This window comes from Sporosarcina psychrophila (assembly GCF_001590685.1).
Classification (GTDB): domain Bacteria; phylum Bacillota; class Bacilli; order Bacillales_A; family Planococcaceae; genus Sporosarcina; species Sporosarcina psychrophila.
The window spans coordinates 3545224-3557390 of record NZ_CP014616.1 but is presented as its reverse complement, the minus strand read 5'-3'; the positions used below and the strand labels follow the sequence as shown (position 1 = coordinate 3557390).

The following is a 12167-nucleotide window of genomic DNA, read 5'->3' as shown; positions in this document are numbered from 1 at the left end:
GATACGATTATTTAGTATTACTAATTAAATGAGGTGACTAATTTGGACGTATTAACAAACGCTACACATCTTCATATTTTCACATGGGTTGTTGGAATTATCTTATTCCTCGTTGCTGCAAGTATGGACACAGAGTCAAAAGGCAGAAAAATTCTTCATATGATTGCACGTCTATTCTACGTGCTGATTGTAATTACAGGCGCGGCGCTATTCTTTGAATATTCATCGCTTGATGGCGCGTTGTATGGCGTCAAATTCTTATTGGGTCTTCTGACAATTGGTATGATGGAAATGGTGCTCGTCCGTTCTGCGAAGAATAAGAGTGTCAAAGTAGTATGGATCCTATTTTTCGTCTTCGTATTGGCGACGATGTTCCTAGGATTTAAATTGCCATTTGGCATTACTTGGTTCGCTTAATCTTTACGGGAATGATTACTGAAAATGCGTTGTTTACGCAAACGGGGGATGGAGATGGGATCTAGTATCGGACCGATATTACTTGTCGTTGTTTTGATGTTAATGGCGTTCTTTGCTGTTTCCGTCATCCTGTTTTCCCGCAAAAAGCGGTCATCTACTGATGACGATGAACTGTTTGATGAATGAGGCACCTGCTGGCGATTGTGCTGGCGGGTGTTTTTTATCGTTTTGATAACAGGTCTGTTGATTAACCAAACAACTAGTAAATAACTTAATCAAACACTAGGCGCTTCGTGTACAGTATATTTGGATTACTTTGGATTGAACGACCTCTATACGATTACCGAGATGTCTTGATGTGTAGGGATGCGACTTCGTCGCATCCCTACACATTTTTTCGGTAATCGTATGGTGCTTATTCATCCGTCGCGCTCCAAATGCATTAGTACACAAAGGAGGCCACTGAAAAAGTCCAATTTCCTTCAATCCCGTTGATTTCCGTTCCGAGCGGACGCTTTCCGCGGGCACGGCTTCAGCCTCCTCGTCACTGCGTTCCTGCGGGGTCTTCAGCTCGCGCTGTTCCCGCTGGAGTCGCCGCTCTCCACTACAATCAACTATTTCTTACTATAAAAAGAACTTTTTCAGTGGCCTCACACAAAGTGCAAAAGCTTTTTTGTACGAAAGAATAGAGGGGCATCTACCTAGTTGAAACTTTCTTTAGGGTTTTCTCTTTTTTTACTAGTAAAGAAGTGTTACTTTCTACAAACTATCACATGATTACATACATAATATTTTCTAGAAGTAAGCAAGGAACGCATTGTACAAAGTGCAAGAGTGCCCGAAATTGCATCTACGGGCACTTACAATCTCTATAAAAAGTCATCTATTTTTTTCATTCAAACATAACTGCATTTTTCACTTGAACATTGAAGGTACGCGATAGGCAACTATTCACAACAGAATGACCGAAAAAAGTGTGGCTAGAAGTGACTCCGTCACTTCTAGCCACACATGCCTCTCGGAAAATGTGTCGTGATTATTTCGCCGAAAGCGAACCGCAAATGACCCAGTAAAAATGGATATTAACCATTTACCTGCTTTATACGCAAGTAAATGGTTAATAAAACAGACGCGAAAAGTTAATAATGTATAAGCTGATTCAATTTAGGTTGCTGTCTAGACTTCAGGTGCCAGCCCCTGGTCCCACACGAAGTGGGGCATGCAGTCGGTGCGACAGGACGTCGCGACTTTAGACTGCCTTCCTTTAAATTCAGTCTTGTTGAAAAGGCAAAGGGCGCCTTTATCATCAAGCCTTTCGACGTACAGGACGTACTAGTGCCGACGTTGCCACAGGACGTGGCGAATTTAGTCGGCCAGCGCTTTTCGGGGCTAAACGGCACCTTGCGCTTTTCCTTATTCACAATATCGACCTATTTCATTGGGAAGGATGAGGTTTTTGGCGTAAACAATGGCGACATGTGGCGGCGTTTGGTAAAATGACGAGTGACAGCTCGTATTGAGGAGGCAATTTTGTGAAAGCGAATAAATGGTTTGGACTTATTGCAACTTTTCTATTACTGGTATCTACCCTATCTCCAGCAGGGGTGTTTGCAGAAACGGAAAGAACAATAGAGGATGAAAGTATATATGATTTGCTTGTGGACCGGTTTAATAACGCCGATGGCAAGAACGACTTTGACGTAAATACGAAAGATTTGACGGCATTCAGTGGAGGAGACTTCACAGGTGTCGCTACGAGACTTGAGCATATTGTCCGAATGGGCTTCACGCTTATTTCACTTGGACCCGTCTTTGAAACGGAAACGTATGATGGGAGTAAAGTGCTTGATTATGCGAAACTTGACCCGCATTTTGGGACTTCAGAAGAATTTAGCAAGATGATTAAAGCAATTCATAAGCAGGATATGTCCGTGATTGCTGACTTCCCACTTGCGGGAGTGAGTTCGAATCATGTTTGGGCAAAAGAGGGAACTGTCAAAGCACTTCCTATTGCTGACGGAACAATCGATTGGGATACTTCGGATGCGGCAACACAAAAAGCATTGAAGGAAGCCATCGTTGATTTCATGGAAACGTATAAGTTGGATGGAATCCGTTTAACGAAGATTGATAAAATCGATACGGCGTTTTTGAATGAAATCATTCAAGCTGTAAAAACGGTTAAACCAAAAGCATATGTACTGACGAATGAAGAAAGTGACGCTGACTTCGATTCTGCTCCGAATAACGAAAAAATGAACGCAATGAGAAATTCATTCGTTAAATATGACGTAGATTCTTCACCGCTATCGATAGTGTCAAATGCAACCGAAAAAGAATTAATCCAGTTCGATGAATTAACAGGACCACGTTTTACATACGATATCGTGGAAGCAAGAATGTTCCCGCCGACACGGTGGAAGCTAGCCATTACGGCACTATTTTCAATGCCAGGCGTACCGATTATGCCTTATGGTACCGAAATTGCGGTAAATGGAGAATCTGCTCCTGAAAGTCATCAGATCATGAATTTCAAGATCGATGAGGAGTTAATTGACCATATCGGTGACCTTAACCAGTTGCGCAACCAATCAGAAGCTTTCCGTAACGGTGACTTTGAGATGTTACACAATGAGAATGGATTTACAGTGTATAAGCTTTCAAATGATAAAGAGACATGGATTGTTGCACTTAATAATACGACTGAGACAGCCAATGTAGAAATTCCGAAAGAAGTAATCGGGGACAATAAAAAATTACGTGGTCTACTTGATGGTGATTCGGTAAGGGAAGGTAAGGATGGAATTTACCGCGTCGTACTAGAACGTGAAGTTGCAGAGATTTATATCGCTGATGAAGACAAAGGATTCAATACGCCTTATCTAATCGCATCAATTTTAATCTATGTCCTGTTCTTTGGATTCCTATTCATGGCTTGGAGAAAAGGACGTCAAGGCAGAAAAGATAGAAAAGCTGAAACGAAGGCGAAGTAAGACAGAAAACACCAGCATCGGCAAAGTTGCCGATGCTGGTGTTTTTTGATGTCTAGCTTCAGTCTTGCCGAAAAGGCAAAGAGCGCCTTTGTCGTCAAGCCTTCCAGCGCTTTTCGGGGTTAAAGGGGACCTTACGCTTTTCTTGTTATCGCGCTTTATAACCAATCATATTTACGGGATCTTTCGGCGATGAATAGGGTGGGGAGTAGCCGAGTTCAAGGGCTGCAAGGTCATCGACAGTCATTTTGCCCATGATTGCAGTTGCAATGACGTCAATTCGTTTGTCGACTCCTTTGTCACCGACCGCTTGTGCACCCAGGATGAGGCGGGATTGTTCATCATAATGAACACGCAGTAAAATCCGCCCATGGTCAGGATAATAGCCTGCATTTGTTCGGCCTTCATAGACTGCCGTGCCAAACTCGATCCCTTCATCTGATAAACTTTTCGCCGAATGGCCAGTCATAGCTGCAGTCAAAGCAAACAATTTTGTAATCGTCGTGCCGAGGAGCCCATTCATTTCGATTGGATTGCCGGCAAGATGGCGTGCGACGATGAATGATTGCCTATGCGCTGGCCAAGCGAGTTTCACGTTTTTCGGTTTACCGGTGAACCAGTCTTTGCATTCTGCCGCGTCACCAATTGCATAAATGTCAGGATCATTCGTCTGCATATAGCTGTTGACGACGATCCCTTTCGTCGGCCCGATATGTAAATCAGCTTCAATCGCGAGTTGCGTATCAAGATCGATTCCTATACTGGACGCGATAAAGTCAACGTCAAAGTTCATCCCATTTTTCATAATCAAGCGCTTGCCTTCAATGCGTTCGATGGCATCTTCAAAGTAAAAGTCGACCTTATTATCTTTCATTTCCTTGCCAAGCACTTGTGAAATTTCAGGATCCATTAATGTCATGACGCGTTCATTGCGATCAATAAGCGCCGTTTGTAATCCTCTATGGATGAAGTTCTCAATAAGTTCAATCCCGATGAATCCGCCTCCAATAACAGCGCACGACTTCGGTTTTTCACGCTCTATATAGTCGATGATTTCTTCCATATCCCCAAAGCTCTTCAGCGTAAATAATGGCAAATCACCGAGACCTTTTAAGTCAGGTATACGGGCGATTCCGCCGGGCGATAAAATAAGTTTGTCGTAGGATTCTGTAAAGACATGATCTGTTTCCATATTACGTACTTCAACCGTTTTCTGTTCCCGATTAATGGCCAGTACATCATGCCCTAACTTGACGGTTATATCTCGTTGCTCGCTGAACTTTTCGGGAGACGAGCCGACTAGCTGCCATTTATCTTCAATTAATCCTCCGATGACATATGGCATACCGCATGTCCCATAGCCAAGTACCGGATCACGTCCAAATAATATGATTTCAGAATCTGGAACTGCGCGTCTAATTTGTGCGGCGACAGTGGAACCACCCGCGATTGCACCGACAATGAGTATTTTCATCAACAAATCCTCCTTTAAATCAAATTCGCCTTGGCGTATTTGCGTCCAGATTTAAGTAATGAAGTTAGCCAAAGAACGTCGCATCCTTGCGACAATGGCCAATTGACCTGCATCACGCAGGCCCGAGCTTGCTCAATTAACTTCCTTCAAAATCTGTGACATCCGCGGGCCTACAGGAGGTAGGTCATGCAACCGTTGCCGCAGGACGCGGCGGACTTAGGTTGCCTTCCTTCATTCAACAGAAGGGGAAGACTTCTGTTGAATGAAGTTACTGATTAAATTTATTCAGGAAAAAGACGCCTACTGTACCAGGACCAACATGTGCACCGATAACAGATCCAATCATATGGATTTCGATATTTTTTGGATGAAATAACTCTTCTATTATGGCTTTTAATTCGAGTGCTATTCCTTCGTCGTCGCTATGGCAAATTGCAATTGTCTGTTCAGCTAAATTATCGCCGCGCTCCGCCATAAGATCAGCCATACGGCGCAATACTTTTTTGCGGCCACGGTGCTTTTCGATAGGAACGAGTTTGCCGTTTTCGACATGGAGTAACGGCTTAATGTTGAGCAGCCCGCCGATGAATGCACTCGTTTTAGATACGCGACCGCCGCGTGCCATATAATCAAGGTCTTGCACGGTGAAGAGGTGCTCCATATGTGCCGCCATGTATCGGATTTTACGCTCAATCGTTCGAACATCGTCTTCTCCCGCATCGCGTAGTCGAACTGCTTCTTTTACAAGAAGTCCGTAACCAAGCGAAGCGCATCTTGAATCGATAATAATAAGGTTCATTTTTGGATTCGTTTCTTTTGCTTGGTCTCCCGTCATGATTGCGGTGTCGAATGTCCCGGATAACTCTGAAGAAAAAGCGATGTAAATCCCACTTTCACCTGATGATGCGAGTTCCTTCCACTTTCGAAGGAACAGTTCAGGTGATACTTGTGATGTTTTAGGTTGCTTGCCGTTGCGAATTGCTTGGTAGACTTCTTTTGAATCGATCGTCATTATATCGTCGTACTCTTTGTCATCGATGAGGACGCGTAATGGGAAGAGCGTTACATCGTTGTCTTCGAAAAATGACTTTGGTAAATCACTGGCACTGTCCGCAAATATTTTCATATAGACCCCTCCGTTGGATAATTGTAGTTATTCCAAGTGTAACCTTTCGCGGAGCACTCGTGCAATGCCATCCTCATTATTCGTGTCTGTCACTTCATTCGCAATTGATTTCAACCTGTCAATTCCATTTCCCATTGCCACTCCGATGCCGGCATAGTCTATCATTTCAAGGTCGTTGTCTTCGTCACCAAAAGCAATAATTCGATCTTTTGGAATATCCATCCACTTCGAGACGTGTGAAAGTCCGACAGCCTTATTCAAGCCATGCCGAACGATTTCAATGACTTTCCACGGTGCTCCCCATTGACGATGATCAATGACTTCCGCGTGTACATCACCAAGATGGCGTCTGATTGCATCAACTTTATCGTCAGGTGCATGGATCAGTAAACTTGTAGGATCGACTTGCAAAAATTCACGAATGTCTCCCTGCGTTATTTTAGGCTCACCAAATCCAAAAATGTCGAGCAGTTTTTCATCGTGATGGTGCATGTATACATCATCCATCACTTCTGCAACAATATTATGGAATGTAAATTGCTGCATAGCATCAATGACATCTTTCACCACGGGAAGAGAGATCGTTTCATGGATTGTTTTCCAAGAACGATTATCAGGATGGTGAACGAACGCACCGTTGAAGTTGACAATCGGTGTTTTAAGCCCGAGTTGACGGTAATACACTTCACTTGCTCGGTATGGTCTTCCGGTCGCAATCATAATGTGATGACCTTTTTCTTCTGCCTTTTTCAATGTAAGCTTGGTTTTATCTGAAATTACTTTTTCGTCTGTAAGTAATGTCCCATCAAGATCGAGGACGATTAAATGTGGCTTCAAAAAAACGCCTCCTTCTATAAATAGTCTATCGTTAACATATGAATCAAGTCAAAAAATCCAGTCATGAAATCGTGCCTTTTGTTTTTTTAGAAAAACTTTGGTACGCTCAAGTGAAAAGGAAAAGGTGTGATTTCAATGAATGTTACTGAAGAGTTATGGGGCGATATCCCCTTATTACATATAGTTGAGGATGAGTTTAAAGACAAACAAGTTCCAGTTGTTATTTTTATTCATGGATTCATGAGTGCTAAAGAACATAATTTGCATTATGCCTATAATATGGCGAAGAAAGGCATCCGAGTTCTCTTACCTGACGCGCATCTACACGGCGCTCGGGAAGATAATCTTGATGAAGTCCAACTGAGTCTACGTTTTTGGGAAATCGTTTTGACGTCAATTGAAGAAGTGAGTGTCATTCGTGAAGAGCTAGTGCAACGCGGACTTCTTAATACAGGTAAAATTGGTTTAGGAGGCACATCGATGGGCGGCATTACGACGCTCGGCTGTCTTGCTGTCTATGATTGGGTCGATGCTGCCGCTGTTATGATGGGAGCTCCAGGCTTTGTCCAGTTAGCGAAAGCACAAATGTCTGAGTTCGAACGACGCGGTTTTACATTGCCTGTTACTGAAGATGAAAAGAAGAAATTACTCGCCACATTATCTACGTTTGATTTAACGAAACATCCATCGGCATTGAACAATAGACCTGTCTACTTTTGGCATGGTAAGCAGGATGCGGTTGTGCCATACGAACCGACACACAACTTCTATCAGGCCATCAAGAAGGAGTATGCTACTGAACCGGAGCGAATTGAATTTGTTTCAAGCGCTACCTCGGGGCATGCCGTTTCTAGAGCCGGAATGCTTCAGGCGGCTGATTGGCTTGCCTGCCATTTGAAATGAACAGCCGAACTCTGCTATGATGAAGCTAGTAAAAACAAGGAATGAGGGATGAAGATGAGCCAGGATATGAAAGATAGCATGATGGGGGCACTTGAAAACGTTATTGACCCGGAACTTGGAGTCGATATCGTCAACTTAGGTCTAGTTTATGATGTAGAGCTGGACGAAGAAGGCACGTCAAAAGTGACAATGACACTAACATCGATGGGTTGTCCAATGGGGCCGCAAATCGTTGCTAACGTTACACAAGAACTGATGGAACTTCCGGAAGTGAAAAACGTAGATGTTAATATCATTTGGAGTCCACCATGGTCAAGAGATAATATGTCTCGTTATGCTAAAATAGCGCTAGGCGTAAGATAATAGAAATTAGTAAAGCCGTGGGACTTAGAGATAAGTCGCGCGGTTTTTTTGTTGGTTTCACGGGTAAATCTTCACAACAGATTATCCTTACGTACAGGTACTTTCGGATCGCTGTGTACTGAACGATTACTATACAATTATCGGAATATCTTGCTGAGTAGGGATGCGACAATGTCGCATCCCTACTCTTTTTTTCGTTAATCGTATGGTGTCCGTTCGTCCGTAGCTCTCCAAAAATACCGGTACACCAAGTGCCAAAGCTTTCGGGAATGAATGAATAGCCACTTTGCTATCCAATAAAGGAGCAGCCAAAGATGCAATTTTGGCTGCTTACTCCTTCTTTATAGTATTTCCTTTTCAAATTTAAGGCAGGGTTATTTTCTATCTAGCGGCACACTGTTACTTGTCTGATCCTTGCTAAAATAAGCAAAGAGGGCTTTATTAAAAGTAGTGAAGTGCCCGAAATTTCATCTTCGGGCTCTTGCAACCTCTCTAGAAAGCTAGTTATTCTTTCATCTTCCAAAGTAGTTGCATTTGTCACTTGAACAATGTAGGTATGCGACGGACAGATAGTCGCAACAGGATGACCGAAAAAAATGTGGCTGGAAGTGACGAAGTCATTTCCAATCACATTGAACCCGTGGTAATAGTATTGTGAGTATTTCGTCCAAAGCAAGCCGGAAATGTACACGTGCAAATACAGACTTGTATGCTTTTCTTACAAGTGCTTCATGTGAAAAAGGGGTTCATCAACAGACATTATATTTCTCACTTAAAAGGAATATCGAAATAATGTCGAATGGTATAGATATGAGAAAGAATTCCAATAAGGGAGAGTGTTCAAATGTCGATAAAAACTGCGGATGTATGTGATGATTTTTCAAACGAATTGCAAGTGTGTTCAACGGTATTTAAATCGTATGGCAAAAGCAAAAGATTTTCTGGCCCAATTGCTACTGTGAAAGTATTTGAGGATAACGTTCTAGTGAAAGAAGCACTGCAAACTATTCCGGAAGGTAGTGTTCTTGTTGTCGATGGCGGAGGTTCAAAAAGATGTGCGTTAATGGGCGGCAATTTAGGTGTTATCGCCGAAACCCGTAAACTCGCAGGGGTTATTATCTACGGATGTGTTCGCGATACAGCAGAATTAATCGAACAAAATATTGGTGTGCTGGCACTAGGCAGTCATCCGTTGAAGAGTACAAAAGAGGGAAAAGGGGAACAGGATAGTAAACTGCTTTTCGGAGATGTAGAGTGGAATCCCAATCACTTTGTCTATGCGGACGAAGACGGCGTAGTGGTAGCCACTCGTAATCTGTACAGCTAATGACAAACCCTAAGATGCTCCTTTGTAGAGGTCTTTTGTTATCTTTAATCGCCGTGCAAATCGCTTTACTTTCCATCAAATTCATCTTATAATTTAATTAATCAAAGATAGTCAAAGTCAGACGTTGACTTATAGAAAGGCGGATGTATATGCGAATGGACGGACAGCAAGAAGACCAGCGTACACCTCTAGAACAATTTGGACGGAATCTCGTTGAAGAAGTTAAAAAAGGGAAAATGGATCCCGTTATTGGTCGTGATGAGGAAATACGTAACGTCATTCGGATTTTATCAAGAAAGACTAAAAATAATCCAGTTTTAATCGGGGAACCGGGTGTCGGCAAGACGGCAATCGTTGAAGGACTTGCGCAACGGATTGTGAAGGGCGATGTGCCAGAAGGATTGAAAGATCGCCAAATTTTTGAACTTGATATGAGTTCACTTATCGCGGGTGCAAAATACCGTGGTGAATTTGAAGAGCGTTTAAAAGGCGTACTGAAACAGGTGAAAGATAGTGCAGGGGAGATCATTCTATTCATTGATGAAATCCATACAATTGTCGGCGCGGGGAAAACAGAAGGAGCAATGGACGCTGGCAACATGCTGAAACCAATGCTAGCACGCGGTGAATTATACTGTATCGGAGCAACGACACTTGACGAGTACCGGTTATATATCGAAAAAGATCCTGCGCTTGAACGCCGTTTCCAGCAAGTACTCGTGCGTGAACCGTCCGTCGAGGATACAGTGTCGATATTACGGGGATTGAAAGAACGCTATGAACTTCATCATGGTGTGCGCATCCATGACCGTGCAATTGTTGCAGCGGCAGCATTATCAGACCGTTATTTAACAGAGCGTTTCTTGCCGGATAAAGCAATTGACTTAATAGATGAAGCGAGCGCGATGATACGGACTGAAATCGATTCAATGCCATCCGAATTGGATGCGGTGACACGCCGGATTATGCAGCTTGAAATTGAAGAGCAAGCGTTACGTAAAGAAAAAGACGCGGTCAGTAAAAATCGTCTTGAAGTACTTCGTGATGAACTGACAGAGCTGAAAGAATCGTCTGCAGGCATGCGGGAGCAATGGGATTCTGAAAAAGAAACATTGCGTGGAATCCAGGATAAGCGAGAAAAGCTAGACCGTTTCCGACGTGAACTGGAAGAAGCTGAAAATCGGTTTGACTTGAATAAAGCTGCAGAACTTACTTATGGAAAAATCCCGAATCTAGAGGAGGAGTTGCATGAACTTGAGGCCGCGCTTGTAGAGGGACAGGAAAATCGACTGCTCCGTGAAGAAGTGACGGAAGAAGAAATTGCAACAATTGTCGCGCGTTGGACGGGTATTCCGGTAACGAAACTTGTTGAAGGTGAACGTGGAAAACTACTTCGTCTGCGTGAAACACTTGAAGAGCGTGTAATTGGGCAGGATGATGCTGTACAACTTGTGACGGAAGCCGTGTGGCGCGCACGTGCGGGCATTAAAGATCCAGATAAACCAATTGGTTCATTCCTATTTTTGGGACCAACTGGGGTCGGTAAGACAGAGCTGGCGAAAACGCTCGCTGCGACATTGTTTGATTCGGAAGATCATTTCATCCGCATCGACATGTCGGAATATATGGAGAAGCATAGTATATCACGGCTTGTTGGCGCACCTCCAGGCTACATCGGTTACGAAGAAGGTGGTCAATTGACGGAAGCAGTACGACGCAATCCGTATTCAGTGGTGCTGTTAGATGAAATCGAGAAAGCGCATCCGGATGTCGCAAACATCTTATTGCAAGTATTAGATGACGGCCGAATTACCGATAGCCAAGGCAGACTCGTCAACTTTACCAATACTGTCGTCATTATGACCTCGAATATCGGCTCTGCCTACTTGCTTCATGGGCTAGACGATACAGAAAACCATGCAGCAGAAGATCTAGTCATGGCCGAATTAAAAAATCATTTCAAACCGGAGCTATTAAATCGAATGGATGACATCATTATTTTCCATTCACTGACAGGCGATTCATTCCGCAAGATTGCACGGAAAATGATTGAAGACCTAGTTAAACGATTACGTGGACAAGAAATCATTATGGAATATAGTGAAGATGTGCTCGATTGGATTGTCAATGAAGGAACAGATGCCGATTTCGGAGCTCGTCCATTGAAACGCTTTATCCAACGACATGTTGAAACGATGGTTGCAAAAGAAATTATTAAAGGCGATCTTAAACTAAATGATAAACTCGTTCTAGCTATGGAAGACGGGAAATTAGTTATTCAAACAGATTAATTAGAAGGAGCCGTAGGAAGTTTGAACTTCCTGCGGCTTTTTCTATAGTATCCAATCACGTCTATTGATTAACCATTTTCTTACATAAAGAGCAGGTAAGAAAGGCTTAAAAAACGCCATTTTCACTGGATCATTCCCGATCCGCTTTCAGAGAATTATTCACGACAACCTTACCGAGGGGCAAGTGTGGCTAGAAACGACTTCGTCATTCCTAACCACACCCTTTTCAGTAACCCTGTTGCGAATTGTTTCCTATCGCGTTCCTATAACGGTCAAGTGAAAAATACAGCTGCTTTAGAATAAAAGAATAGATGACTTTTTATACATGTTGTAAGTGCCCGAAGATACAATTTCGGGCACTTTAGTACTTTGTACAAGGTGTTCCTTGTTTACCTTTAGTAAAGGGTATGCATCTTATCATGCGATGGACTATAAGAAA

10 protein-coding genes are annotated in these 12167 nt (G+C 43.0%); 7 read left to right on the top strand and 3 right to left on the bottom strand.

Translation table 11 applies throughout. The features are described 5' to 3' along the window. Positions 1-42 precede the first annotated feature (42 nt). The 3 genes from AZE41_RS17015 (at position 43) to AZE41_RS17000 (ending at position 3410) form a co-directional block, all read left to right on the top strand. Positions 43-417, top strand: coding sequence for a YisL family protein (locus tag AZE41_RS17015; protein WP_067211918.1), 375 nt, complete (start codon positions 43-45; stop codon positions 415-417). A 54-nt stretch (positions 418-471) separates the two neighbouring features. Next, positions 472-603 carry a hypothetical protein gene (locus AZE41_RS23485; RefSeq protein ID WP_257722487.1) on the top strand — a complete coding sequence of 44 codons (132 nt, stop codon included), beginning with the start codon at positions 472-474 and terminating at the stop codon, positions 601-603. A 1346-nt stretch (positions 604-1949) separates the two neighbouring features. Further along, a complete protein-coding gene (locus AZE41_RS17000; RefSeq protein ID WP_067211913.1) occupies positions 1950-3410 on the top strand; it encodes an alpha-amylase family glycosyl hydrolase in 1461 nt (486 codons plus the stop codon). A gap of 145 nt (positions 3411-3555) precedes the next feature. Here the strand turns inward: AZE41_RS17000 and AZE41_RS16995 are convergent, their stop codons facing one another. From AZE41_RS16995 to AZE41_RS16985, 3 genes are all read right to left on the bottom strand, one after another. Then, complete coding sequence (locus AZE41_RS16995) at positions 3556-4881, bottom strand: CoA-disulfide reductase (protein WP_335339507.1); 1326 nt, start codon at positions 4879-4881, stop codon at positions 3556-3558. Positions 4882-5149: 268 nt separating this feature from the next. Continuing rightward, positions 5150-6007: a DegV family protein gene (locus AZE41_RS16990; RefSeq protein ID WP_067211908.1), complete on the bottom strand. Its 858-nt coding sequence runs from the start codon at positions 6005-6007 to the stop codon at positions 5150-5152. 27 nt (positions 6008-6034) lie between these two features. Beyond that, the gene (locus tag AZE41_RS16985) at positions 6035-6844 is read right to left on the bottom strand and encodes a Cof-type HAD-IIB family hydrolase (protein ID WP_067211906.1); all 810 of its coding nucleotides are present in this window, start codon (positions 6842-6844) and stop codon (positions 6035-6037) included. A gap of 135 nt (positions 6845-6979) precedes the next feature. On the opposite strand from AZE41_RS16985, the gene AZE41_RS16980 reads away from it, so the two are divergent. The 4 genes from AZE41_RS16980 (at position 6980) to AZE41_RS16965 (ending at position 11728) form a co-directional block, all read left to right on the top strand. Continuing rightward, complete coding sequence (locus AZE41_RS16980) at positions 6980-7747, top strand: prolyl oligopeptidase family serine peptidase (protein WP_067211903.1); 768 nt, start codon at positions 6980-6982, stop codon at positions 7745-7747. Between the two features lie 54 nt (positions 7748-7801). After that, positions 7802-8110 (top strand): metal-sulfur cluster assembly factor, encoded by a 309-nt coding sequence (locus AZE41_RS16975; RefSeq protein ID WP_067211901.1) that lies wholly within the window; start codon positions 7802-7804, stop codon positions 8108-8110. 844 nt (positions 8111-8954) lie between these two features. Beyond that, positions 8955-9437: a ribonuclease E activity regulator RraA gene (rraA, locus tag AZE41_RS16970; protein WP_067211899.1), complete on the top strand. Its 483-nt coding sequence runs from the start codon at positions 8955-8957 to the stop codon at positions 9435-9437. 155 nt (positions 9438-9592) lie between these two features. Beyond that, on the top strand, positions 9593-11728 hold the full coding sequence (locus AZE41_RS16965) for an ATP-dependent Clp protease ATP-binding subunit (RefSeq protein WP_082786839.1): 2136 nt from the start codon (positions 9593-9595) through the stop codon (positions 11726-11728). Positions 11729-12167 lie beyond the last annotated feature (439 nt).

Bases quoted from the DNA above. Each gene is read 5' to 3' on its own strand.
- AZE41_RS23485 (WP_257722487.1), top strand. From the start codon at position 472: ATGGGATCTAGTATCGGACCGATATTACTTGTCGTTGTTTTGATGTTA.
- AZE41_RS16995 (WP_335339507.1), bottom strand. From the start codon at position 4,881: ATGAAAATACTCATTGTCGGTGCAATCGCGGGTGGTTCCACTGTCGCC.
- AZE41_RS16990 (WP_067211908.1), bottom strand. From the start codon at position 6,007: ATGAAAATATTTGCGGACAGTGCCAGTGATTTACCAAAGTCATTTTTC.
- AZE41_RS16980 (WP_067211903.1), top strand. From the start codon at position 6,980: ATGAATGTTACTGAAGAGTTATGGGGCGATATCCCCTTATTACATATA.
- AZE41_RS16975 (WP_067211901.1), top strand. From the start codon at position 7,802: ATGAGCCAGGATATGAAAGATAGCATGATGGGGGCACTTGAAAACGTT.
- rraA (WP_067211899.1), top strand. From the start codon at position 8,955: ATGTCGATAAAAACTGCGGATGTATGTGATGATTTTTCAAACGAATTG.
- AZE41_RS16965 (WP_082786839.1), top strand. From the start codon at position 9,593: ATGGACGGACAGCAAGAAGACCAGCGTACACCTCTAGAACAATTTGGA.